This window comes from Leucobacter sp. USHLN153, from assembly GCF_037145615.1.
In the GTDB taxonomy this organism is placed as follows: Bacteria; Actinomycetota; Actinomycetes; order Actinomycetales; family Microbacteriaceae; genus Leucobacter.
In genome coordinates this window covers 399,083-423,325 of the sequence record NZ_JBBCXE010000001.1, presented here as the reverse complement: position 1 = coordinate 423,325, position 24,243 = coordinate 399,083, and the positions used below count along the sequence as shown (strand labels likewise).

Sequence of the window (24,243 nt, the reverse complement as noted above, 5' to 3'; positions counted from 1 at the left end):
CAGTGAGTGCCCGGCGAGCACCGTTCGCCGGTGATCCCGCGCGCTGCTCAGGCCTCGAGGAGCGCGGGGAAGATCAGCTCAGTGTTGAGCGGGGCCATGTCCGCGCGTTTCGTCGCGGGGTCGACCCACTCGATCGCCTCGATTTCAGCGCGGGGCTCGGCCGTCCTTGCCTCAGCAACGAGCGGGTGCTCGAACACGGCGGCCTCGACCAGGTGATCCGGCTCGTTGGCCGCCGCGGCGCGAAAGACGCCGAGCGATCTGAGCAGGCCGCGTTCGAGCGCGATCCCGATCTCCTCCTCGAACTCCCGAAGTGCGGTGTCGACGGGCGCCTCGTCGATCTCGGGCTTGCCGCCCGGCAGCATGAACGTCACGGTGCCGCGCTTGCGAACGTTGAGCACGCGACCCGCGGCGTCGCGCATGACGACGGCGCTCACTCGGATCACCCGCTTCGCAGATTCCTGCGTCATCGGCTAGTCGCGCGCCAGAGCACGGTAGTCGTCGATGCTGAGACGATCCGCGATCACGGGGAACTCGCCTCGCACCTCCGCGACCTTCCCGGGATCAACCTCGACGATGAGCACATCCTCGGTGTCACCGCACTCCGCGATGATGCGACCCGACGGATCGACGACGCGGCTGAAACCGCCGAGCTGCACGTCGCCCTGCGCGCCGCACGCGTTGACCGCAACGACCCACACCTGGTGCTCGACCGCGCGAGCCTGCGTCAGGAGGCGCCAATGCTCGCGCCGCGCTGCGGGCCACGCAGCAGGCACGACGACGGCTTCCGCGCCGCGCGCGCTGAGCTCCTCCCAGAGCCCCGGGAATCTGAGGTCGTAGCAGGTGGTGCTCGCCGTCGCGCCCAGGGGGCCGTCGACGACGCTGAGGCTCGACCCCGGTGTCAGCAGTTGCGATTCGAGCGACTGATAGCCGAAGACGTGGATCTTGCGATAGGTCTGCGCGATCTCGCCTGACGGGTCGACCAGCATCGCGGTGTTGTGCAGTGCGCCGTCAGCACCGCGCTCGACGATGCTGCCGACGTGCACAGCCGCGCCCAGATCGCGGGCGACGCGCTGAGCCATCTGCACCGTCGGCCCGTCGAGCGGCTCTGCGCGCTCCTCGTACTGCTCGAAGGAGAAGTAGCCGGCGCTCCAGAGCTCGGGGAGCACGAAGAGATCGACCGGCCCCGTACGGCGCAGGAGCTCCTCGACTCGAGCGATGCGGTCAGCCGGGGATTCCGATTCGGGGCTCGCGATTTGCACCAGGGCGACGCGGCGGGCGCCGGGCTCTCGCACTTCGCGGGGCGACGCGGTATCGGTGAGATGAGTGGCATGCTCCATGCAGTACAGCCTAGGTGAGGCGCGTCGAAGTCAGCAGGGGTCGCGTCGTGCGAAGATGAGTCGCAGGAATGCCGCGGAAGCGGCGAGACGGGGATGGTGAGGGATGACGATCGACACCGCCGAGTTGCCTGATCCGGAGGGGCCGGAGGATCGGCCGACGCCGCCCGGCAATCCGGGCTGGCTGAGCGACGATGAGCTGAGTTTTGTGCGCGGGCGCCTGCCCATCGTGTACGTCGAGGCCGTGCCCGTGCGTCTGGACGGCCTCGGCCAGGTGGTCGAGGTCGGGTTGCTGCTCCGTAGCACGCCCGAGGGTGTGATGACTCGGTCGCTCGTCTCGGGGCGTGTGCGGTACGGGGAAACCCTGCGCGAGGCGCTCTTCCGTCACCTCGAGAACGATCTCGGGCCGATGGCGTTTCCGCAGATGCCGGCGGCGCTCGTGCCGGTGCAGGTCGCGGAATACTTCCCGATGCCGGGCATCTCGCCGTACGTCGACGAGCGGCAGCACGCGGTGTCGCTCGTGTACGTCGTGCCCGTGACGGGAACGTGCAACCCGCGGCAGGACGCGCTCGAAGTGACGTGGATGGCGCCCGAGCAGGCGCTCGAGCCCGCGATTCTCGAGGAGTTCGGTAACGGCCGCGGCGCCCTCCTGCGACAGGCGCTCTCCTCGATCAGCTGCTGAGCGACGAGCCCACGCGCGGTCGCCACGTGATGACGTGCTGCGGTGAGAAGCGCTTTGCGCACTTCCCGCAGGAATGCACGCGCGTCGGCTTGCGGAAGCGGAAGTGTTCGTGGCCCGCAGCGCACTGCCCGACCCAGGGGGCCCGCTCGTGCGCGATCTCGCCCTGGTGCGTCACGCCGCCGACATAGCCGAGCTCCTCGGCGATCCGCTTCCACTCCCGGCCGTGCCCTGCGTCGGGACCGGCGAGCGCATGAGCGACCTCGTGCAGAAGAACCTGGTGGATCTCGTCATCGTCGAACTTCTCCGCGAGATAGCGCGACACCGTGATGCGACGATGCGTGTAGTTGCACAGGCCGGCGCGGCGCTTCGCGTGGTCGAACCGGAAGGTCCACGGTGCGGCTCCGGCGGGTGTCGTCGGCTGCAGGTGCAGAGCAATCAGAGCTTCAGCCCACACGCGGACTCGCGCGAGGTCGGACATCGGGATCAGCCTCGCTCGAACAGCTCGCGCGCCGGAGCGGGAGATGCGACAGCCGTGGCATCGGTGACGGGAGCGGTGCCGCGCGCCAGCTCGTCGAACTCACGGCCCACGAGCATCCGCGCGGGGTGCGGCCCGCCGGCCAGGAGACGGGGGAGCCAGTCGAGCGCTTCGAGGTCGTCGTCTGAAGCGACGAAGACGACGTTGCCGAAGCGTCGGCCCTTGAGCACCTGGGGCTCGGCGATCGCGACGACCGATGTGAAGAGGGCGTTGAGCGTCGCCGCTTGCCCGCGCACGAACGGCAACCCCTTCCCGTCCGCCGCATTCACGACGATGATGCCGCCGGGGGCGAGGAGGGGACGCAGCAACTCGTAGAACTCGACGCTCGAAACGTGCGCCGGGGTGCGTGCTCCGGCGAAGATGTCGACAACGATGAGGTCCATCGCGCCGTGCATGCCCTGGGGGAGGCGCGACACGACATCGCGCGCATCGCCGCGACGAACGCGAATGCTCGCGCGCTTCGGCAGCGGGGCGGCCTCGCGCACGAGATCTACGAGTGCTCCTTCGAGCTCGATCACCTGCTGGCGGCTGCCCGGGCGAAGCTCCTCGACGTAGCGGGGGAGCGTGAACGCGCCCCCGCCCAAGTGGAGTGCGGAGATCGGAGCCCCAGCGGGCCTGAACAGGTCGATGACGTGGCCGATGCGGCGGATGTACTCAAAGAAAAGCTCCGACGGGTCGCGAAGGTTCACGTGTGATTGCGGGGTGCCGTCGACGAGCAGCTGCACGGCTCCCGGAACCCAACGGTCCTCTTCGACCTCGGCGCGCAGCCCCGAGGAGAGCGTGACCGGTTCGGGCAGAGGCCTCACGACCGCGAGAGTCCGAGTTCTTCGATCTTGCGGAGCATGTCGGCGTTCGACGGCTCCACCTGGTGGGTCGCGTCGGGGTACAGGATCACGGGGATGTTCGTGCGGCCGCTGATGTCGCGTGCGACCTCTGCGGCCGCCGGATCCTGCACGAGATCGACGTAGCGGTAGGGAGTGCCCGAACGGTCGAAGATGAGCTTCGCGCGGCGGCAGTCACCGCACCAGTCGGCGCCGAAAATGACGGTCTCAGCGGAAGAGTCGGTCTCCTGAGTCATGACTTCAGCCTACGCCGGACCACGGACATCGACGGCCCGCGGGCCGAACCATACGCGCCTCGCCAAGATCGCGCAGGCCATGCCGAGCAGCGCACCCGCGATCGTGTCGGTCAGCCAGTGCACGTGCAGTGCAGTTCGGCTCCACATCATCACCCCGATCCAGAGCACCGCCGCCGCGACGATCCATTGGGCAAGACGGGCGCTGATGCGCTCGGACCCGAGGGCGATGAGCGCCGCGGAAACCGCGATCACCGCCGCACCCATCGAGTGGCCCGAGGGGTACGACGCCCCGAAGCTCTCATAGAGCGACCCGGAGGGGCGGGATCGGAGCACCAGCGCCTTCACCGCCTCCGATGCGGCGACACCGAATAGCGCGGCCGTGGCCACGGAGAGGGCATCGCGCGGGCGGCGCATCGCGAAACACAGAGCCGCGAGGATCGCGACGCACGCCGCTCCGCCCGCCCCGGAACCGATCTGCGCGAGGAAGACCGCGACCGCGTACGGTGCCGTTCCCCGCTGGACCGAGACGGCCTCGCTCCACCAGGCGTCGATCCCGAGTGGGCCCGCTCCGGTGAACCGGAGGAGGACACCGAACGCGGCAACCAGGGCGACGGCGACGAAGGCCGTCACCACGGCGGCCCGGGGAAGTGTTCGGCGCACAGCCCCCGGAGACGGAAGGGGCGGGCTCGGTCGTTCGATCGGGGCCATTCCGTTACGCTAGTGCAGGCAGGTGGGGAATCCGCCCAGATGTTCCGGTCGGGCGCGCATCGCGATCCGCCGCGTTGCGAAGACGCGTCTGGTGCGATGGAGCATCTCGCGCCGCGCCGCGGATAAGCATCTCGCGCCGCGCCGCGGATAAGCGCTGACGAGCGCTAGACAACTGGTATCGACGCTGATACAGTTGATAGTTGCACTACGGACACCAGTGTGCCTTCAAATAGCGGGAGGCCCCGGGAGCTGGCGCGAAAGCGCAGATGAGCCTCGCTCGCGTGATCCAGAAGCAATTCTCGCAAGACCAGGTCAACCGGCCCGACGGGGCCCACGGAGGTAGTTTCCTTGGCTGCTGCGCGCAACGCATCGTCCACCCAGAACCCGAAGAACGGCCGCGATCACCAGCGGCTTTCCTTCGCCAAGATTTCCGACACGCTGTCGGTGCCGAACCTGCTGGCACTGCAGCTCGAGAGCTTCGATTGGCTCGTCGGCAACGACACGTGGAAGTCACGCGTCGTTGAGGCGCAGGCTCAGGGGCGCGATGACATCGCGCTGAAGAGCGGCCTCGAGGAGATCTTCGATGAGATCTCGCCGATCGAAGACAACGCTGGCACCATGCAGCTGTCGTTCGAGAACCCGATTCTCGACGAGCAGAAGTTCACCATCGAGGAGTGCAAGGAGCGCGGCAAGACTTACGCCGCGCCGCTGTACGTCGAGGCGGCCTTCTACAACACCGAGACCCAGGTGCTGAAGAGCCAGACGGTCTACATGGGCGATTTCCCGCTCATGACCGACAAGGGCACGTTCATCATCAACGGCACTGAGCGCGTCATCGTGTCGCAGCTCGTCCGTAGCCCGGGCGTCTACTTCGAGCGCGCGCAGGAGAAGACGAGCGATAAGGACGTCTTCACCGCACGCGTGATCCCGAGCCGCGGTGCATGGCTCGAGTTCGAGGTCGACAAGCGCGATCAGGTCGGCGTCCGCATCGACCGCAAGCGCAAGCAGTCGGTCACGGTCTTCCTGAAGGCGCTCGGTATGACGAGCGAGGAGATCCTCGAGGAGTTCGCCGGCTACGAGTCGATCGCGCTCACCCTCGAGAAGGACGCGATCCTCACGCAGGAAGAGGCGCTCAAGGACATCTACCGCAAGCAGCGCCCGGGCGAGCAGGTTGCGATCGAGGCGGCGCGTGCGCTCCTCGACAACAGCTACTTCAACCCGAAGCGCTACGACCTCGCGAAGGTCGGCCGCTACAAGATCAACCGCAAGCTCGGCGTCGACGCCCCCATCACCGACTCGGTGCTGTCGCTCGAAGACATCGTTGCGACGATCAAGTACCTCGTGGGCCTGCACGCAGGCACCGAGACGCTCCCCGGCACCCGCGAGGGCCAGCCGGTCGACGTGCGCCTCGAGACCGACGACATCGATCACTTCGGCAACCGCCGCATCCGCGCGGTGGGTGAGCTGATCCAGAACCAGGTCCGCACCGGCCTCAGCCGCATGGAGCGCGTCGTGCGCGAGCGCATGACGACGCAGGACATCGAGGCGATCACGCCGAACACCCTGATCAACACGCGCCCCGTGCTGGCCGCGATCAAGGAGTTCTTCGGCACCTCGCAGCTGTCGCAGTTCATGGATCAGAACAACCCGCTCGCGGGCCTGACCAACAAGCGTCGTCTCTCGGCCCTCGGCCCGGGCGGCCTCTCGCGCGATCGTGCGGGCGTCGAGGTCCGCGACGTTCACCCGTCGCACTACGGCCGCATGTGCCCGATCGAGACCCCTGAAGGCCCGAACATCGGTCTGATCGGCGCTCTCGCAACCTTCGCGCGCATCAACGCGTTCGGCTTCATCGAGACCCCGTACCGCCGCGTCGTCGAAGGCAAGGTGACCGACCAGGTCGATTACCTCACCGCGCACGAGGAGGACGAGTACCTCATCGCGCAGGCTGGTGCGCCCCTCACGGAGGACGGCCACTTCGCGGAGAAGCAGGTGCTCGCGCGCCCCCGCGGCTCAGAGGTCATCATGGTCGACGCGGATCGCGTCGGCTACATGGACGTGTCGCCGCGCCAGATGGTGTCGGTCGCGACCTCGCTCATCCCGTTCCTCGAGCACGACGATGCGAACCGCGCCCTCATGGGTGCGAACATGCAGCGTCAGGCCGTGCCGCTCGTTCGCAGCGAGTCGCCGGTCGTCGGCACCGGTATGGAGGGCTACGCCGCTATCGACGCGGGTGACGTCGTCACCGCCGAGAAGTCGGGCGTCGTTTCCGAAGTATCGGCTGACTTCGTGACCATCGAGCACGATGAGGGCGGCTCGAAGAGCTACTTCATGCGTAAGTTCGATCGCTCGAACCAGGGCACGAACTACAACCACCGCGTCATCGTGAAGGCGGGCGAGCGGATCGAGGCCGGCGAGGTCATCGCCGACGGCCCCGCGACCGAGAACGGTGAGCTCGCGCTCGGCAAGAACCTCCTCGTGGCGTTCATGTCGTGGGAGGGCCACAACTTCGAGGACGCGATCATCCTGAGCCAGAACCTGGTGAAGGACGACACGCTCTCGTCGATCCACATCGAGGAGTACGACGTCGACGCGCGCGACACCAAGCTCGGCAAGGAGGAGATCACCCGCGATCTCCCCAACGCCAGCATGGAGGCGCTCAAGGATCTGGACGAACGCGGCATCATCCGCATCGGCGCCGAGGTCTCGCCCGGCGACATCCTCGTGGGCAAGGTCACGCCGAAGGGCGAGACCGAGCTCTCCGCCGAGGAGCGCCTGCTCCGCGCGATCTTCAATGAGAAGAGCCGCGAAGTGCGCGATACCTCCCTCAAGGTGCCGCACGGCGTCTCGGGCACGGTGACCTCGGTCAAGGTGTTCGACGCGGAGAACGACAACGACGACGAGCTCGGCTCGGGCGTCAACCAGCGCGTGGTCGTGTACATCGCTCAGAAGCGCAAGATCACCGAGGGTGACAAGCTCGCCGGTCGTCACGGCAACAAGGGCGTCATCTCGAAGATCCTCCCCGTCGAAGACATGCCGTTCCTCGCAGACGGCACGCCGGTCGACGTGATCCTGAACCCGCTGGGTATCCCGGGTCGAATGAACTTCGGGCAGGTGCTCGAGGTCCACCTCGGCTGGATCGCCAAGCAGGGCTGGAAGGTCGAGGGCGCTCCCGAGTGGGCCGCGAAGCTCTCGCAGCAGGCCCTCGAGGCCGCTCCGAACACCAAGGTCGCGACCCCGGTGTTCGACGGCGCTTCCGAAGCGGAGATCGCGGGTCTGCTCGACTCGACGCTCGTGACGCGAGACGGTGAGCGACTCATCGACTCCTCCGGCAAGACGCGCCTGTTCGATGGCCGTTCGGGTGAACCGTACCCGTACCCGATCTCGGTCGGCTACATGTACATCCTGAAGCTGCACCACCTCGTGGACGACAAGATCCACGCGCGCTCCACGGGCCCCTACTCGATGATCACGCAGCAGCCGCTGGGCGGTAAGGCCCAGTTCGGCGGCCAGCGCTTCGGTGAGATGGAGGTGTGGGCGCTCGAGGCCTACGGTGCGGCATACGCGCTGCAGGAGCTGCTCACGGTGAAGTCGGATGACATCCTCGGCCGTGTGAAGGTGTACGAGGCGATCGTGCGCGGCGAGAACATCCCCGAGCCCGGTGTCCCCGAGTCCTTCCGAGTGCTCATGAAGGAGATGCAGTCGCTCTGCCTGAACGTCGAGGTGCTGGGTGCCGACGGCAACGCCGTCAACCTGCGCGACAACGACGATGAGGCCCACCGCACCGCGGAAGAGCTCGGCATTAACCTCTCCAGCCGCTTCGAATCCTCGTCGATCGACGAGATCTAAGCCGGACACCTTCACTTTTAGAACATCCCCAAGGAGAACATTTTGCTCGAGGGTACGAGTTTCAACGAGCTGCAGATCCGCCTCGCTACGGCCGAGGACATCCGCAGCTGGTCGTTCGGCGAGGTCAAGAAGCCGGAGACCATCAACTACCGCACGCTGAAGCCCGAGAAGGATGGTCTGTTCGGCGAGCAGATCTTCGGGCCCAGCCGTGACTGGGAGTGCGCGTGCGGCAAGTACAAGCGCGTACGTTACAAGGGCATCGTCTGCGAGCGCTGCGGCGTCGAGGTGACGAAGTCCAGCGTTCGTCGTGAGCGCATGGGGCACATCGAGCTCGCGGCTCCCGTGACGCACATCTGGTACTTCAAGGGTGTGCCGTCGCGTCTCGGTTATCTGCTCGATATGGCGCCGAAGGATCTCGAGAAGGTCATCTACTTCGCTGCGTACATGATCATCGACATCGATGAAGAGGGCCGCCACGAAGATCTGGGCGAGCTGGAGGCGGAGCTCCGTCTCGAGCTGAAGGCTCTTGAGGATCAGCGCGACATCGCGATCGCTCAGCGTCAGCAGCAGGCCGAGTCCGACCTCGCCGCGCTCGAGGCAGAGGGTGCGAAGGCTGATCAGCGCCGTCGCGCCGAGGCCTCGGCGGAGAAGGAAATGACCGCCATCCGCAAGAGCTTCGACGACGACATCGCTCGTCTGCAGCGCGTGTGGGAGGACTTCCGCAACCTCAAGGTCGGCGACCTCAAGCCCGAGGACGCGGTCTTCGCGGACCTGCAGGATCGCTACGGCGATTACTTCGAGGCGTACATGGGCGCCGAGGCGATCAAGAAGCGCCTCGAGTCCTTCGATCTCGCGGCCGAGTCAGAGACGCTGCACCTGCAGATCGCCGAGGGCAAGGGCCAGAAGAAGATCCGCGCGATTAAGCGCCTCAAGGTCGTCAGCTCCTTCCTGCAGACGGGCGCGAGCCCGGCTGCGATGGTGCTGGACGTCGTTCCGGTGATCCCTCCCGAGCTGCGCCCGATGGTGCAGCTCGACGGTGGCCGCTTCGCGACCTCGGATCTGAACGATCTCTACCGTCGCGTGATCAACCGCAACAACCGTCTGCGTCGTCTGCTCGACCTCGGTGCTCCCGAGATCATCGTGAACAACGAGAAGCGCATGCTGCAGGAGGCCGTCGACGCACTGTTCGACAACGGCCGCCGCGGCCGCCCCGTCACGGGCACCGGCAACCGCGCACTGAAGTCGTTGAGCGACATGCTCAAGGGCAAGCAGGGTCGCTTCCGCCAGAACCTGCTCGGCAAGCGCGTCGATTACTCGGGCCGTTCGGTCATCGTCGTCGGCCCGCAGCTCAAGCTGCACCAGTGCGGTTTGCCGAAGCAGATGGCGCTCGAGCTGTTCAAGCCGTTCGTGATCAAGCGCCTCATGGATCTGTCGCACGCGCAGAACGTGAAGGCCGCAAAGCGCATGGTGGAGCGCGCGCGCTCCGAGGTCTGGGACGTGCTCGAGGAGATCATCCGCGAGCGTCCGGTGCTGCTCAACCGCGCACCGACCCTGCACCGTCTGGGTATCCAGGCCTTCGAGCCGCAGCTCGTTGAGGGCAAGGCGATCCAGCTGCACCCGCTCGTCTGCGCCGCCTTCAACGCGGACTTCGACGGCGACCAGATGGCAGTTCACCTGCCGCTCTCGGTCGAGGCTCAGGCAGAGGCCCGCGTGCTCATGCTCGCCTCGAACAACATCCTGAAGCCGTCGGACGGCCGTCCGGTGACCCTGCCCTCGCAGGACATGATCATCGGCCTGCACCACCTCACGACGATCAAGAAGGACGCTCCCGGCACCGGCCGCGCGTTCGGCTCGATCGCCGAGGCGATCCTCGCGATGGACGAGGGAACGCTTGATCTGGGTGCGCTGGCGAAGATCCGCCTCCTCGGATACACCGACGAGAACGGTGTCACGTCCGAGAAGCCGGTGCTCGTGGAGACCTCGCTCGGACGCGCGATCTTCAATGAGGCGCTGCCGACCGACTATCCGTACTTCGAGCGGGTGGCTGACAAGGGATCGCTCTCGGGCCTGGTCAACGACCTCGCCGAGCGCTACCCCAAGACCGAGGTCGCCGCGACCCTCGACCGCATCAAGGACGCGGGCTTCCACTGGGCCTCGCGCTCGGGTGTGACGGTCTCGCTCTCCGACGTCGTGACGCCGTCGAACAAGGCGGAGATCATCTCGGAGCACGAGCAGCGTGCCGCCAAGGTGCAGCGCGATTACGATCGCGGCATGATCCAGGACAGCGAGCGTAAGAAGGCGCTGACCGAGATCTGGACCGAGGCGACCGACGAGGTGGCTGCGGCGATGCGCGAGCAGTTCCCCGAGGACAACACCATCTACCGCATGGTGTCGTCGGGCGCTCGTGGTAACTGGCTGCAGATTCGCAACATCGCGGGCATGCGCGGCCTGGTGTCGAACCCGAAGGGCGAGATCATCCCGCGCCCGATCATCAACTCGTACCGTGAGGGCCTGTCGGTGGCGGAGTACTTCATCGCGACCCACGGTGCGCGTAAGGGTCTCGCCGACACCGCGCTCCGTACCGCGGACTCGGGCTACCTGACCCGTCGTCTCGTCGACGTGTCGCAGGACGTCATCATTCGTGAAGAGGACTGCGGCACTCGTCGTGGCCTCGACCTCCCGATCGCTGCGGCGGACGCTAACGGCGTGCTCGTGCGCGACGAAAACGTGGAGAACTCGGTGTACGCACGGACGCTCGCCGCTGACGCGGTGAACGGCGACGGCACCGTGGTTGCGGCTGCGGGCGAGGACGTGGGCGACGTGCTCATCGAGAAGCTCGTCGAGGGCGGCGTCACCGAGATCAAGGTGCGCTCCGTGCTCACCTGCGAGTCGGCGGTCGGCGTCTGCGCGACCTGCTACGGCCGCTCGCTCGCGACCGGTCAGCGCGTCGACATCGGCGAGGCTGTGGGCATTATCGCGGCGCAGTCGATCGGTGAGCCCGGTACGCAGCTGACGATGCGTACCTTCCACACGGGTGGTTCGGCATCGGCTGACGACATCACGCAGGGTCTGCCCCGCGTGCAGGAGCTTTTCGAAGCGCGTACCCCGAAGGGTGCGTCCCCGATCGCCGAGGCCGCAGGCCGCGTGGTGATCGAGGACACCGAGAAGAGCCGCCGCATCCTCCTCACGCCGGACGACGGAACCGAGGAGAAGGCGTACCCCGTGCTGAAGCGCGCCACGCTGATCGTCGAGGACGGCGATCACGTCGAGCTCGGCCAGCCGTTCCTCGCCGGAACGCTCGACCCGAAGGACATCCTGCAGGTCGGCTCCACTGAGAACGGGAAGCACATCCCGGGCGAGCGCGCGGTGCAGAAGTACCTCGTTGAGGGTGTGCAGGGCGTGTACCGTTCGCAGGGCGTGCCGATCCACGACAAGCACATCGAGGTCATCGTGCGCCAGATGCTGCGCAAGGTGACGGTGGTCGATCACGGCGAGACTGAGCTGCTCCCGGGCGAGCTCGTCGACCGCGCGCGCTACCAGCGGATCAACCGCGAGGCGCTGCTCGAGTCGAAGCGTGCGGCCACCGCGCGCCCCGAGGTCATGGGTATCACCAAGGCCTCGCTCGCGACCGAGTCGTGGCTGTCGGCCGCGTCGTTCCAGGAGACGACCCGCGTGCTCACGCAGGCGGCGATGGAGGGATCGAAGGATCCGCTCATCGGTCTCAAGGAGAACGTCATCATCGGTAAGCTCATCCCGGCCGGCACCGGCCTGGGCGTGTATCGCGACGTCGACGTGGAGGCGACCGAGGAGGCGAAGGCGGAGCGGTACCCGAACCGTCTGTTCGCGACCGAGGGCACCTTCGACGAGAACGACCTCTCGTTCGTCGACTTCGACAGCTTCACCGCTGACGAATTCAACCCCGGTAACTACAGCTAAGTAGCGCCACCGAGAACGGCCGCTCGCACCAATCGGTGCGGGCGGCCGTTTTCGTGCTTCCGGCTTCAGCGCTTTCGGCGCGTGAGCCGCAAGATCGCGGAGTAACCTTGTACTGTTGCCGCACAGAGTTCGTGTCCGGCGCCGGAATTGCCGGGCACCTCGAGCCGCTACGAGAGGTGAAGCGATGAGCGACGAGCGCGAGGCAATCGCATCGAGGGTCAGTTCAGACCCCGAAAATACGACTTCCCCCGGTGCTCCGATCGAGGAATCTGAGGCGAGTCGCACCGAAGTGCTTCGGGCGGTCGAGCGGTCCAAGACGACAAGCGCGAACGGATCCGACGAGCGCGGCGAGATGAGCAGCTCCGAGTTGTCCGCGGCGCCCGCGGGATCGCGTGCCAAGGCGGAGGCATCGAACGCCACTGTCGGTGCGAGTTCGTCGGCCGCCGCCGGTGCCGCTCGCGACGCCGATTCCGCAGTGGAGACCGACGCAGCCTCTCGTGAAGATGCGCGCCGCGCGGAACTCTCGCAACTCGATACGCAGCTCGATCTCGATACGCCGGGATCCGCGCTGCCCCCGATCAAACCGTCCATGACGCGCGAGGAGAGGGAGGCCCTGCCAGGTCTGCACGAGCTCCCCTCTGCGGGTACTCCGGTACCCGCGGCGCGCGACGGCGAGATCCGCATCAGCCCCGATCACCCCATGGCCGGGCTCTACCTGCAGTCGCCGATCCCGCCGGACATGAAAGGCAACCGGGGCGCGGGCGTGTTGATCGCTCTCGTCGCAACAGTTGGCTTCGCGCTCGTGTTCGCGGGTGTGCTCGCGCTCTGGCTCGCGCCCACCTATCCGCCGTCGACCTTCCTGACTGACGCTTTCCTTCCGTGGATCACCTCATGGCCTGCGATCGCCGCGGTGGTGGCGTTCTTCGTCGGGCTCGCGTTGATCGTCCTGATCGTCGGCCGCGCCGGGTGGTGGGCGTATGTGCTCGGCGGATTCGTCGTCGCCGCCCTCGTCTGGGCTGCGGTGACGGTCGCGCTCGCGTACTTCGGCACCCCGTTTGAGACACCCGGAGAGATGCTCGGTGGGACACGGGGTTGGTCGGGCGACCTTCACACGCTCGTCACCCGCTTCGGCCTGACGGTCCCGGCGCTCGGGGCCGCACTGGTAGCGCGAGAAGCAACAGTCTGGTTTGGGGCGTGGATCGGCGCTCGCGGCCGACGCATGAAGCTCCGCAACGCGCGCGAGCTCGCCGCATACGAGACAGCGCTCGCAGAGTCGAAGGCCGAATCGCGGTCATGACCGAGTCCCCGAGGCGCGGCGTCACCCGCGGCTACGTCGGGGGATTAGTGTGCGCCGCGGTGATCGTTGCGACCGCGCTGACGGTTGCGGTGTGGGGCGGGATCGCCCTCTTTGCGGATCGCCAGCCCGTCTCCACTGAGTCCGTGCCGGTGTGGGTAGCGCCGCTGCTGGTGTTCATCGCTCTCATGGCGCTGGGCTGGGGGCTTTGGATCACGGCACTCGTATTGCTTCGGGGGAGACGTTCGCCCTCATGGGGAATCATCGTCGTACTCGCTGTTGGCGTGTACCTCTGGTGGAATCTCGCGGGGATGCTCGGCGGGATGAGCGTCGCCGAGACGTGGCTCAGCCCGTTCGCAGCGGTGCTTCCAGTGATCTGGCTCATCGCCGCGCTCCTGTTCTGGGCGGTGCTGGCGCGCCGCGTCTACACGGACCGCCCCGCCCCTCGCTGGCCGTGGGAGCGCCACCCGGAGGATGAGTAATGGCGACGCCGCCGATCGAGGTTCGCGTGACCGCGGCGGTCGACGCGTGGCTGCGCTGGGTGCCGGGCTGGAGCCCGGGCACACACCGCGGACGGGCCCGTGTCTGCCGGCGGTGCACGGGTTCGCCGATCCTCTCGGCCGCCGGTCTCACCAATGACGTGCCGCACCAGGTACTTCACGCACTGGTCGCCCGCATGCAGCGGATCATCGATCGCCAGGTGGACGAGTTCACGGCCTCGTCGCTCCCGGCCCTCCACGCTGAACTCGAGAACGCCGAAATGTGGGACGCCGGTGGGTACGACCCGGCAAGCGGCCTGGCGCCGGAGTACGAAGGGCTCGATCCCGACCCGGAGCCCGAGGAGGTGGATCAGCCGTTCCTATTCACACTCGCGGGCCTTGCCGAGGAGTCTCGACCAGAGCCCCCGTTGCCGCGGCCGCCGCTGAGCGGTGAAGAGAAGGCGCGGATCCGCCGTGAGATCGAGCTCGCTGACGCGCAGGCCGAAGAAGTGGGCCGTGCGGTCTGCTTCGCCCTGATGCCGCATCGGCCGCGCATCCAGTCCGCCGTAGAGCGCTTCGTGGAGCCGCAGGTGCGCGAGATGCTCGACGAACTCAGTCGCGGCCTCGAGCCGCCGCGCTGAGACGATGTCGGTGGATCACCACCCTGCTTCTCCGGGCAGCGCAAGAGCGGGGCGCACTCGACGTGCGACCCCGCTCTTGCGCTCAGGTCAGGAGGTGACGCGCTTCGGCACGAGCGCCATGCCGATGGCCGCGACGACCGCGACGATCGCGAAGGCGATGAAGCTCCACTCCTGTCCGATGCCGGGCGATGCGAGCACTCCGCCAAGCAGGGGACCGGAGATCGCACCGATGCGGGCGAAGCTCAGCGCCCAGCCGACCGCCGTCGCACGGATCGCGGCCGGATAGTAGTCGGTGATGTACCCGGTCACCACGAGCGAGGTGGAGATCGAGCCGATACCGGCAATGCCCGCGAGCGTGAGGTTGATCAGCATCGAGTTCGGGTACTGCATGAGCAGCACGGCGACGCCGCCGACCGCGTAGGCGATGATCATCACGAGGCGCACGCCGTAGCGATCGGACAGCCAGCCCAGCGCGAGCCCGCCGACGGCCGCGGACAGGCTGAACACCAGGAGGAACGCGAGCGCCGGGCCGAGGTCATAGCCAGCGCCGCGCATGATCTGGGGGAGCCACGAGTTCAGGCCGTAGACGAGCAGGAGGCCGGCGAACAGCGTGATCCACAAGAAAATCGTGGAAGGAAGGTAGCGGAGCGAGAAGAGCTGCCCGAGGATGCGCTGCCAGGAGACTTTCTCGCCCGTCGGAGAAGCCTGAACGGTGGGCACGTAGGGCTCGATGCGCAGTCGCGAGGCCTGCGCGATCGCGCGGTCGTGGTGACCGCGGTTCTCGAGAGACTCGAGGGACTCGGGGAGGATCTTCGCGATCACGGGCAGCAGCAGGATCGGCGCGGCGCCGATTCCGATCACCCAGCGCCAGCCCAGGACCGGCAGCAGACCCATGGCAACGACCGATGCGAGGACGATGCCGATCGAGTACGCGGAGTACATGATGCCGTAGTTCAGTGAGCGACGGTGCGGCGGCGAGAACTCGATGGTGAGTGCTGCCGCCACAGGGATGACACCGCCCATGCCGAGGCCGCCGAGGAAGCGGAAGAGGCCGAAGAGTTCGGGCGTCGGCGCCAGGGCGGCGCCGAGCTGCATCGAGGTGAAGATCGCCATCGAGATGAGCAGCATTCGCTTGCGACCCAGCCGGTCGCTCAGCGTGCCGATGAACAGGGCTCCGATGAGCATGCCGACGAGCGCCCATGACGCGAGTCCGCCGATTTCGACGGGGCTCAACGCCCACGCCGCATGCTCCGCGAGAGCGGGGATGACGGCCCCGATGACGCCGATGTCGTAGCCGTCAGCGAGTACCGCGAGCCAGCAGCTGAACAGCACAATACGAGTGACTGCTGGTGGCACGGGCCACCTCGCGGTTCGTGTATCACTGGATGAGGGAGCGGACATTGACGTCTCCTTTGACTGGGATGCCGAGTTGCTGCATTGCGGTGCAGGCGTCACTCCGGATGGTCGGCGCTAGCGCGCCGGGCCCATACCGCCTTGCCGGAAGCGAAGCGCGACTGGCGAAAACGTGACGCCCGTCACGAATATGCAACGTAGCACCGACTGCCGACGCGGTAAGCGCCTGAGGTGGACGTGCGCGCGGAGCGGTCGAACTGCAGTAGTTCGCCCGGCGAACTTCCGGCCGAGTGTGGGGGAGGCGCGCGTTGCGCAAGCCCGACGGCGCGCGTATAGTTGTCTTTTGGTGTATTCCACCGATTCCGTCGTGCCTGCACTTCGAAACCGAGGGACTGCGCTATAGGGTTCGGACGCCTCTCACGAGGCGCACCCCCACGGCATACCTGCACTCCGTTCCGTCTCGGCGAAACAGCAGGTCCGCGGACGCGCAAGCGGACGCACATGCTCATCCATTGAAGCATTCCTGTCACCGTGCAGGACGAATGAGGAGAACGATTGCCTACCATTCAGCAGTTGGTTCGGAAGGGCCGGTCGCCGAAGGTCACTAAGACCAAGGCTCCCGCCCTGAAGGCGAACCCGCAGCAGGCCGGTGTGTGCACGCGCGTGTACACCACCACCCCGAAGAAGCCGAACTCGGCGATGCGCAAGGTCGCTCGTGTGAAGCTCCGCAACGGCACCGAGGTGACCGCTTACATCCCCGGCGAGGGCCACAACCTGCAGGAGCACTCGCTCGTGCTCGTGCGCGGCGGTCGTGTGAAGGATCTCCCCGGTGTTCGTTACAAGATCGTGCGCGGCGCGCTCGACACGCAGGCGGTCAAGGATCGCCAGCAGGCTCGTAGCCGCTACGGTGCAAAGAAGGTGAAGTAATGCCCCGTAAAGGTCCCGCTCCCAAGCGCCCCGTCGTTGCAGATCCGGTCTACGGTTCGCCCGTAGTCAGCCAGCTCGTCAACAAGATCCTGCTTGATGGCAAGAAGGGTCTCGCAGAGCGCATCGTCTACGGTGCACTCGAGAACGTTGCCGAGAAGTCCGGCCAGGACGCCGTGACGGTACTCAAGAAGGCGCTCGACAACGTGCGCCCCACCCTTGAGGTCCGTTCGCGCCGCGTCGGCGGCAGCACCTACCAGGTTCCGGTGGAGGTCAAGCCTCACCGCGCGAACACCCTCGCGCTCCGCTGGCTCACCAGCTACGCGAAGGCTCGTCGCGAGAACTCGATGACCGACCGCCTCACCAACGAGATCCTCGATGCTTCGAACGGTCTCGGAGCTGCGGTCAAGCGTCGCGAGGACACGCACAAGATGGCCGAGTCGAACCGGGCATTCGCGCACTACCGCTGGTAAGCGCGCACTACCGCTGGCAGCTTCGGTGTGCGGGATCACCATGAGTGATTCCGCACACCGTCTGCGGGCCAGCACCGCGAGACGGTCCTCCGCTTCGCGATCTCCCAAACTTTCACCCCCACCCCGGAGGAGAACCCCGTGGCACAAGACGTGCTCACCGACCTGAGTAAGGTCCGCAACATCGGCATCATGGCGCACATCGATGCCGGCAAGACCACCACGACCGAGCGCATCCTGTTCTACACGGGTGTAAACCACAAGCTGGGTGAAACCCACGACGGTGCTTCGACGACTGACTGGATGGAGCAGGAGAAGGAGCGCGGTATCACCATTACCAGCGCTGCCGTCACGTGCTTCTGGAACAAGAACCAGGTCAACATCATCGATACGCCCGGTCACGTCGACTTCACGGTCGAGGTGGAGCGTTCGCTGCGCGTGCTCGACGGCGCAGTCGCCGTGTTCGATGGCAAGGAGGGCGTTGAGCCCCAGTCCGAGACCGTCTGGCGTCAGGCTGACAAGTACGGCGTGCCCCGCATCTGCTTCGTCAACAAGATGGACAAGATGGGCGCCGACTTCTACTTCACGGTCGACACCATCATCAGCCGCCTCGGCGCGAAGCCGCTCGTGATGCAGCTTCCGATCGGCTCGGAGTCCGACTTCGTCGGCGTCGTCGATCTGCTCTCGATGCAGGCATTCGTATGGGAAGGCGACGCCAAGGGCGACGTCTCCCTGGGTGCGGCTTATGAAACCCGTGAGATTCCCGAGGACCTCCAGGCCAAGGCCGAGGAGTACCGCGCGCAGCTCGTCGAGGCTGTCGCAGAGAGCGACGACGCGCTGCTCGAGAAGTACTTCGCTGGCGAAGAGCTCACGATCGACGAGCTCAAGGCGGGCATCCGCAAGCTCGTCGTGAACAACGAGATCTACCCCGTGTACTGCGGCTCGGCCTTCAAGAACCGCGGCATCCAGCCGATGCTAGACGCCGTCGTCGACTTCCTGCCGAACCCGCTCGACGTGGGCTCGATCGAGGCGCACGACCCGCGCGACGAGTCGGTCGTCATCGAGCGCAAGCCGTCTTCGGACGAGCCGTTCTCGGCTCTCGCGTTCAAGATCGCCGTTCACCCCTTCTTCGGTCGTCTGACCTACGTGCGCGTGTACTCGGGCTCGGTCGAGTCGGGCACCCAGGTCGTGAACTCGACCAAGGGTAAGAAGGAGCGCATCGGCAAGATCTTCCAGATGCACGCCAACAAGGAGATCCCGGTCGAGCGACTCACGGCGGGCAACATCTACGCCGTGATCGGTCTGAAGGACACCACCACCGGTGACACCCTCTCGGATCCGAACAACCAGGTCGTGCTCGAGTCGATGACCTTCCCTGAGCCTGTGATCGAGGTGGCCATCGAGCCGAAGACCAAGAGCGACCAGGAGAAGCTCGGCGTCGCGATCCAGAAGCTCGCGGAAGAGGATCCGACCTTCCGCGTGAGCCTGAACGCTGAGACCGGTCAGACCGTGATCGCGGGTATGGGCGAGCTCCACCTCGACATCCTCGTCGACCGCATGAAGCGCGAGTTCAACGTCGAGGCGAACGTCGGCAAGCCCCAGGTGGCTTACCGCGAGACGATCCGCCGCGAGGTTCCCAAGTACGACTACACCCACAAGAAGCAGACCGGTGGTTCCGGTCAGTTCGCAAAGGTGCAGATCTCGCTCGCGCCGCTCGAGAGCGACGACGACAAGACGTACGAGTTCGAGGACAAGGTCACCGGCGGTCGCGTGCCGCGCGAGTACATCCCGTCGGTCGACGCTGGTATCCAGGACGCCATGCAGTACGGCATCCTCGCCGGATTCCCCGTAGTAAACGTCAAGGCGCAGCTCCTCGACGGACAGTACCACGACGTCGACTCCTCGGAGATGGCGTTCAAGATCGCCGGTTCGATGGCGTTCAAGGAGGCCGCGCGTCTCGCTCAGCCCGTGCTGCTCGAGCCGCTGATGGCCGTCGAGGTCCGTACGCCCGAGGAGTACATGGGCGACGTGATCGGCGACCTGAACTCGCGTCGTGGACAGATTCAGTCGATGGAGGACGCGAGCGGCGTGAAGGTTGTACGCGCGCTCGTTCCGCTGTCCGAGATGTTCGGGTACATCGGTGACCTGCGGTCGAAGACCAGCGGTCGTGCGGTGTTCTCGATGACCTTCGATTCCTACGCTGAGGTGCCGAAGGCTGTAGCCGATGAGATCGTTCAGAAGGCTAAGGGCGAGTAACACCGCTCCCTGGTCGGCGGCGGCCGAGAGCGTCGCCGCCGACCGAACCGCTCAGGTCGCGATCAATGCGCTGAGCTTGTAACATAGTGACACCAACCCCGTATCAGTGCCCTCCGAAACCGTCGGAGTCGCAAGGGTACTCAACGTCCTGAGGAGGACCATAGTGGCGAAGGCCAAGTTCGAGCGGACCAAGCCGCACGTAAACATCGGAACGATCGGTCACGTTGACCACGGTAAGACCACCCTTACCGCGGCGATCTCGAAGACCCTCGCCGACAAGTTCCCGTCCGACGTGAACGTGCAGCGCGACTTCGACACGATCGACTCGGCTCCCGAGGAGCGCCAGCGCGGCATCACGATCAACATCTCGCACGTTGAGTACGAGACCGACAAGCGCCACTACGCGCACGTTGATGCCCCGGGTCACGCTGACTACATCAAGAACATGATCACCGGTGCCGCTCAGATGGACGGCGCGATCCTCGTGGTCGCGGCGACCGACGGCATGATGGCGCAGACCAAGGAGCACATCCTGCTCGCCAAGCAGGTCGGCGTTCCTTACCTGCTCGTCGCGCTGAACAAGAGCGACATGGTCGACGACGAGGAAATCCTCGAGCTCGTCGAGATGGAGGTCCGCGAGGAGCTCTCCAAGCAGGGTTACCCGGGAGACGACGTCCCCGTGGTCCGCGTTTCGGGCTACGAGGCGCTCCAGGGCAACGAGAAGTGGGTCAACTCCGTTCTCGAGCTCATGCAGGCCGTGGATGACAACATCCCGGATCCGGTGCGCGACAAGGACAAGCCGTTCCTGATGCCCGTCGAGGACGTTTTCACGATCACCGGTCGTGGCACCGTCGTCACGGGTCGCGCCGAGCGTGGCACGCTGAAGATCAACTCCGAGGTCGAGATCGTGGGTCTGCGCCCGACGCAGAAGACGACCGTCACCGGCATCGAGATGTTCCACAAGCAGCTCGACGAGGCATGGGCCGGCGAGAACTGTGGTCTGCTGCTCCGCGGCACCAAGCGCGAGGACGTCGAGCGCGGCCAGGTCGTCGTGGCTCCGGGTTCGATCACCCCGCACACCAAGTTCGAGGGCACCGCCTACATCCTCAAGAAGGAAGAGGGCGGCCGTCACAACCCGTTCGAGACGAACTACCGTCCGCAGTTCTACTTCCGTACGACTGACGTGACCGGTGTCATCACCCTTCCCGAGGACAAGCCGATGGTTATGCCCGGCGACACCACCGATATGACGGTCGAGCTGATCCAGCCGATCGCTATGGAAGAGGGCCTCGGCTTCGCTATCCGTGAGGGTGGCCGCACCGTCGGCGCCGGCACGGTGACGAAGATCGTCGAGTAATTTTCGACGAACCGTGTGTTCGCGGCCGTGAGGTCGTGTGAAGAACCCCCGAAGTGCACTCGCTGCACCTCGGGGGTTCTCTCGTTTTATCGCTGAGTGCGCGCGGCCTCCGGCTCCGTGCAGGTGAGGCGCGGTATCCTCGACTTTGGTCAGACGCCGTATTCTCGGTGAAAGCCGAAGAACTGTGGAGGGAGCCGACGTGCCGCACACATTCGCTGGACGCATGGCTCACTTTGGCCGGCAGTACGGACTTCTCTTTCTGCTCGACGCTGCTGCGTGGGCCATTGGAATTTTTGCCGCGCTCGTACTGCGCTTTGACTTCGACCTCTCGCGCATTCACTGGGGCTGGACGCTCGCGGTCGTCCTGACCACGGCGGTGCTACAGCTCGTTGCCGGCTGGATGTTCTGGCTGTACCGCAACCGTTATCACGTGGGCAGCTTCGACGAGGTGCGCGCCCTGGTGCTCGACATCACGGCGGTCATGGTGCTCGCGTGGTTGTTCGCGTTCTGGGTGGGGTACGGCAACGGTATTCCACGCAGCACGCTCATCATCGCGGCGCCGATCACGTTCAGTCTCATGGGCGTCGCTCGCTACATTCTGAGACTCTCGAGCGAACGCCAGATGATGCCCAGTTCCGAAGCCGAGCGGACGCTGCTCTACGGAGCGGGATATCTCGGTGTTCAGACCGCAAAGCGACTCCTCACCGATGCTAAGGGGAGCATTCTTCCGGTTGGCTTCATCGACGATGATCCGACGAAGCGCCACCAGGAGGTGCGAGGAGTACGCGTGCTCGGCGGCTTCGAGGACATCGCCGAGGCCGCGAGTAATACTCGTGCCTCTAAGATCATCGTCTGCATCGGTGACGCCGATGCGGGCCTGCTCCGACGCGTCGACGAGGCCGCGAATCGGGCCGGAATCACGGCGCTCGTGCTCCCGCCCCTAGATCAGATCCTGCGCAACAATTCGGTGATCTCGGACTTCCGCCAGTTGTCGATCGAGGACCTGATCGGGAGGCATCCGGTCCGGCTCGAGACGGAGTCGATTGCGTCGTATCTCCAGGATCGGCGTGTGCTCGTCACTGGAGCCGGGGGATCCATCGGCTCGGAGCTTTGCCGACAGCTCGCGCGTTTCGCCCCGCGAGAACTCATCATGCTGGATCGCGACGAGACCTCGCTGCAGGAGACGCAGCTGTCGATCAGCGGGCACGGACTGCTGGACACTAACGACGTCGTACTCGCGGATATCCGCGACGAAGCCGCACTCGAGCGCATTTTTATGGAGCGTCAGCCCGAGGTGGTCTTTCACACGGCGGCGCTCAAGCACCTTCCGATGCTTGAGCAATACCCCGATGAGGCGTGGAAGACGAACGTGCTGGGTACGTTGAACGTGCTCCGCGCTGCGCAGGCCGCCGACGTCGGAACCTTTGTCAACATCTCGACCGACAAGGCAGCGAACCCGACCAGCGTCCTCGGGCACTCCAAGCGCGTGGCGGAGAAGCTCACTGCCTGGATGGCGGAGCAGACCGGACGCCGCTATTTGTCGGTGAGGTTCGGCAACGTGATCGGGAGTCGCGGATCGATGCTGCCGACCTTCCGTGCACTCATCGAGTCCGGGGGGCCCCTGACGGTGACGCATCCTGACGTCACGCGCTTCTTCATGACCATTCCGGAGGCCTGCCAGTTAGTCGTCCAGGCCGGAGGCATCGGCCGACCGGGCGAAGTGCTGATCCTCGACATGGGGGAGCCGGTGAGCATCCTCGACGTCGCACAGCGCATGATCGCGCAGTCGGGTCGCGACGTCGATATCGTTTTCACGGGCCTGCGGCACGGAGAGAAGCTGCACGAGGAGCTCGTCGGTTATGGCGAGGGCGACGAGCGCCCATTTCATCCGAAAATTTCGCACGCTCACGTAGACACGCTGTCGCCCGCGATGCTCGATCACGAGGGGTGGATCGCGCGGATGGATCTCACGCCAGAGGCTGAGGAGCGCGTGCAGTGAGTGCTGCCACCCTGGCGAGCATTACTGGCGCGGTCACGCTTGTGCTGAGCGCCCTGCTGCCTTTCGTGATCCGGCCACTGCTCGTGAGACTCGGCATCATGGACGTGCCGAACGCGCGTTCTTCGCACGATCGACCGATACTCCGAGGGCTCGGGCTCGCGGTGCTGCTGGCGATGGCGATCGGGGGAGCATTCGGCGTCTCGCAGCTCATCACGCCGACCGGCACGGGATGGCAGTTGCTCGCGGTCGTGCTCGCGGGATTGCTCGCGGCCGGCTTTCTGGGGCTGGGTGAGGACCTGAAAGGCCTCAGCGTCGCGGTTCGAAGCCTGTGGCTCCTCGGGATCGCCGCCGCGTCAGCCGGATGTATTGCGTGGATCGCTACTCGCACGCCCGATGCTTCGTTCTCGTGGGTGCTCGCGCTCGACGCGCGTGCCCTTCCCGTTTGGGTGATCGTGCTGTTGTGCGTGTATGCGGTTTTCTTCATCTCCAGTTACATCAACGTCGCGAACTTCATGGACGGGCTCAACGGCATCAGCGGGTTCCACGGTGTGATTGCGGGCGTCACTTTCGCGTTCGCCGGTTGGTGGGTCGGTGCGGGCTGGTTGCTCGTGGCGGGCACGGTCGTTGCCGCGGGATTTGCGGGATTCCTGCCCTGGAATCTGTCGAAGCCGGGCGCGTTCCTCGGGGACGTCGGAAGCTATCTTCTCGGTGGCGCAGTTGCCGTGACGAGCTTTGCCGCGCTGATGACCGCGGTACCGCTTCTTGCGACGATCGGACCCATGGTGATTTACTTCGGCGATGTCGCGGTCACGCTGGTGAAGCGCGTTCGTGCCGGACATCGATGGGACGAGCCGCACAAGGAGCACGCCTACCAGCGGATCCAGCAGCTCGGGTACTCGCACGTGCAGGCCTCCGGAATCACGGCGATCTGCACGCTCGCGACATCGCTCCTCGGCCTCGCAAGCCTCTTCACCTCGCTGCTCGGCACGCTCGTGCTCCTCGCCGCGGGCCTTGTGGTCCTGATCATCTACCTCGCTCTCCCGCGCCTCCTCCCGCGCAGGCACTAGTGGGATCTGCGAAAGCGAGGAATTTCGCCGGCTGAGCGCATCACGAGAAGGAATTCCCGGGTGCTGTGCACTTCCGCGAGAGGGACGAATTCGGGTTGTGGGCGCATCGGGGTTGGCGCGGCGCTACGCGACGCGGCGGGGGACCCCGCCTAAGCCCACAGACCAAGATCCGAGCGCGGACGAGAACTGCTAAGCGAAAGCGAGGAATTTCGCCGGCTGAGCGCATCGGGGTTGGCGCGGCGCGAGCGACGCGGCGGGGGACCCCGTTTAAGCGAAGCAGGCAA

19 protein-coding genes are annotated in these 24,243 nt (G+C 65.8%); 12 read left to right on the top strand and 7 right to left on the bottom strand.

The window, feature by feature from the left end:
- Positions 1-47: 47 nt before the first annotated feature.
- Together WFH00_RS01965 and WFH00_RS01960 are read right to left on the bottom strand one after the other, a co-directional pair.
- Positions 48-467 (bottom strand): NUDIX hydrolase, encoded by a 420-nt coding sequence (locus WFH00_RS01965; protein ID WP_336658904.1) that lies wholly within the window; start codon positions 465-467, stop codon positions 48-50.
- Between the two features lie 3 nt (positions 468-470).
- Positions 471-1,337, bottom strand: coding sequence for a carbon-nitrogen family hydrolase (locus WFH00_RS01960; RefSeq protein WP_336658903.1), 867 nt, complete (start codon positions 1,335-1,337; stop codon positions 471-473).
- Positions 1,338-1,440: 103 nt separating this feature from the next.
- Here WFH00_RS01960 and WFH00_RS01955 point away from each other — a divergent pair, with 103 nt between their 5' ends.
- Positions 1,441-2,016 carry an NUDIX hydrolase family protein gene (locus tag WFH00_RS01955; RefSeq protein WP_336658902.1) on the top strand — a complete coding sequence of 192 codons (576 nt, stop codon included), beginning with the start codon at positions 1,441-1,443 and terminating at the stop codon, positions 2,014-2,016.
- Here WFH00_RS01955 and WFH00_RS01950 read toward each other — a convergent pair.
- From WFH00_RS01950 to WFH00_RS01935, 4 genes are read right to left on the bottom strand one after another with little or no spacing between them, the layout of a single operon-like run.
- Complete coding sequence (locus WFH00_RS01950) at positions 2,006-2,494, bottom strand: SprT-like domain-containing protein (RefSeq protein WP_336658901.1); 489 nt, start codon at positions 2,492-2,494, stop codon at positions 2,006-2,008. The two genes, WFH00_RS01955 and WFH00_RS01950, sit on opposite strands and share 11 nt — an antisense overlap.
- Positions 2,495-2,499: 5 nt before the next feature.
- Complete coding sequence (locus tag WFH00_RS01945; RefSeq protein WP_442918763.1) at positions 2,500-3,357, bottom strand: spermidine synthase; 858 nt, start codon at positions 3,355-3,357, stop codon at positions 2,500-2,502.
- The gene (locus WFH00_RS01940) at positions 3,354-3,629 is read right to left on the bottom strand and encodes a glutaredoxin domain-containing protein (RefSeq protein ID WP_336658900.1); all 276 of its coding nucleotides are present in this window, start codon (positions 3,627-3,629) and stop codon (positions 3,354-3,356) included. The genes WFH00_RS01945 and WFH00_RS01940 overlap by 4 nt, the downstream gene beginning before the upstream one ends.
- 9 nt (positions 3,630-3,638) lie before the next feature.
- Positions 3,639-4,337 (bottom strand): phosphatase PAP2 family protein, encoded by a 699-nt coding sequence (locus WFH00_RS01935; RefSeq protein ID WP_336658899.1) that lies wholly within the window; start codon positions 4,335-4,337, stop codon positions 3,639-3,641.
- 348 nt (positions 4,338-4,685) lie between these two features.
- Between WFH00_RS01935 and rpoB the strand changes: the two genes are divergently transcribed.
- The 5 genes from rpoB (at position 4,686) to WFH00_RS01910 (ending at position 14,533) form a co-directional block, all read left to right on the top strand.
- Positions 4,686-8,183: a DNA-directed RNA polymerase subunit beta gene (gene rpoB / locus WFH00_RS01930; protein WP_336658897.1), complete on the top strand. Its 3,498-nt coding sequence runs from the start codon at positions 4,686-4,688 to the stop codon at positions 8,181-8,183.
- Positions 8,184-8,225: 42 nt separating this feature from the next.
- Entirely contained in the window at positions 8,226-12,119 is a 3,894-nt protein-coding gene (locus tag WFH00_RS01925) for a DNA-directed RNA polymerase subunit beta' (protein ID WP_336658896.1), read from the top strand.
- 184 nt (positions 12,120-12,303) lie between these two features.
- A complete protein-coding gene (locus WFH00_RS01920) occupies positions 12,304-13,416 on the top strand; it encodes a hypothetical protein (RefSeq protein WP_336658895.1) in 1,113 nt (370 codons plus the stop codon).
- On the top strand, positions 13,413-13,895 hold the full coding sequence (locus tag WFH00_RS01915; RefSeq protein WP_336658894.1) for a hypothetical protein: 483 nt from the start codon (positions 13,413-13,415) through the stop codon (positions 13,893-13,895). The genes WFH00_RS01920 and WFH00_RS01915 overlap by 4 nt, the downstream gene beginning before the upstream one ends.
- Positions 13,895-14,533 (top strand): spermidine/putrescine ABC transporter substrate-binding protein, encoded by a 639-nt coding sequence (locus tag WFH00_RS01910; protein ID WP_336658893.1) that lies wholly within the window; start codon positions 13,895-13,897, stop codon positions 14,531-14,533. The genes WFH00_RS01915 and WFH00_RS01910 overlap by 1 nt, the downstream gene beginning before the upstream one ends.
- Positions 14,534-14,620: 87 nt before the next feature.
- On the opposite strand, the gene WFH00_RS01905 is transcribed toward WFH00_RS01910, so the two are convergent.
- Entirely contained in the window at positions 14,621-15,889 is a 1,269-nt protein-coding gene (locus WFH00_RS01905) for an MFS transporter (protein ID WP_336658892.1), read from the bottom strand.
- Between the two features lie 552 nt (positions 15,890-16,441).
- On the opposite strand from WFH00_RS01905, the gene rpsL reads away from it, so the two are divergent.
- From rpsL to WFH00_RS01875, 6 genes are all read left to right on the top strand, one after another.
- Positions 16,442-16,813 carry a 30S ribosomal protein S12 gene (gene rpsL / locus WFH00_RS01900; RefSeq protein ID WP_010156385.1) on the top strand — a complete coding sequence of 124 codons (372 nt, stop codon included), beginning with the start codon at positions 16,442-16,444 and terminating at the stop codon, positions 16,811-16,813.
- Positions 16,813-17,283, top strand: a complete 471-nt coding sequence (rpsG, locus tag WFH00_RS01895; RefSeq protein WP_017885334.1) for a 30S ribosomal protein S7 — start codon at positions 16,813-16,815, stop codon at positions 17,281-17,283. The genes rpsL and rpsG overlap by 1 nt, the downstream gene beginning before the upstream one ends.
- 138 nt (positions 17,284-17,421) lie before the next feature.
- Entirely contained in the window at positions 17,422-19,536 is a 2,115-nt protein-coding gene (fusA, locus tag WFH00_RS01890) for an elongation factor G (protein WP_336658891.1), read from the top strand.
- A gap of 163 nt (positions 19,537-19,699) precedes the next feature.
- A complete protein-coding gene (gene tuf / locus WFH00_RS01885) occupies positions 19,700-20,893 on the top strand; it encodes an elongation factor Tu (protein WP_336658890.1) in 1,194 nt (397 codons plus the stop codon).
- Positions 20,894-21,116: 223 nt separating this feature from the next.
- Positions 21,117-22,892, top strand: a complete 1,776-nt coding sequence (locus tag WFH00_RS01880; protein WP_336658889.1) for a polysaccharide biosynthesis protein — start codon at positions 21,117-21,119, stop codon at positions 22,890-22,892.
- Entirely contained in the window at positions 22,889-23,959 is a 1,071-nt protein-coding gene (locus WFH00_RS01875) for a UDP-phosphate alpha-N-acetyl-D-fucosaminephosphotransferase (protein WP_336658888.1), read from the top strand. Before WFH00_RS01880 ends, WFH00_RS01875 begins: the two co-directional genes overlap by 4 nt.
- Positions 23,960-24,243 lie beyond the last annotated feature (284 nt).

Bases quoted from the DNA above. Each gene is read 5' to 3' on its own strand.
- WFH00_RS01965 (WP_336658904.1), bottom strand. From the start codon at position 467: ATGACGCAGGAATCTGCGAAGCGGGTGATCCGAGTGAGCGCCGTCGTC.
- WFH00_RS01960 (WP_336658903.1), bottom strand. From the start codon at position 1,337: ATGGAGCATGCCACTCATCTCACCGATACCGCGTCGCCCCGCGAAGTG.
- WFH00_RS01955 (WP_336658902.1), top strand. From the start codon at position 1,441: ATGACGATCGACACCGCCGAGTTGCCTGATCCGGAGGGGCCGGAGGAT.
- WFH00_RS01950 (WP_336658901.1), bottom strand. From the start codon at position 2,494: ATGTCCGACCTCGCGCGAGTCCGCGTGTGGGCTGAAGCTCTGATTGCT.
- WFH00_RS01940 (WP_336658900.1), bottom strand. From the start codon at position 3,629: ATGACTCAGGAGACCGACTCTTCCGCTGAGACCGTCATTTTCGGCGCC.
- WFH00_RS01935 (WP_336658899.1), bottom strand. From the start codon at position 4,337: ATGGCCCCGATCGAACGACCGAGCCCGCCCCTTCCGTCTCCGGGGGCT.
- WFH00_RS01920 (WP_336658895.1), top strand. From the start codon at position 12,304: ATGAGCGACGAGCGCGAGGCAATCGCATCGAGGGTCAGTTCAGACCCC.
- WFH00_RS01915 (WP_336658894.1), top strand. From the start codon at position 13,413: ATGACCGAGTCCCCGAGGCGCGGCGTCACCCGCGGCTACGTCGGGGGA.
- WFH00_RS01910 (WP_336658893.1), top strand. From the start codon at position 13,895: ATGGCGACGCCGCCGATCGAGGTTCGCGTGACCGCGGCGGTCGACGCG.
- rpsG (WP_017885334.1), top strand. From the start codon at position 16,813: ATGCCCCGTAAAGGTCCCGCTCCCAAGCGCCCCGTCGTTGCAGATCCG.
- WFH00_RS01880 (WP_336658889.1), top strand. From the start codon at position 21,117: ATGGCTCACTTTGGCCGGCAGTACGGACTTCTCTTTCTGCTCGACGCT.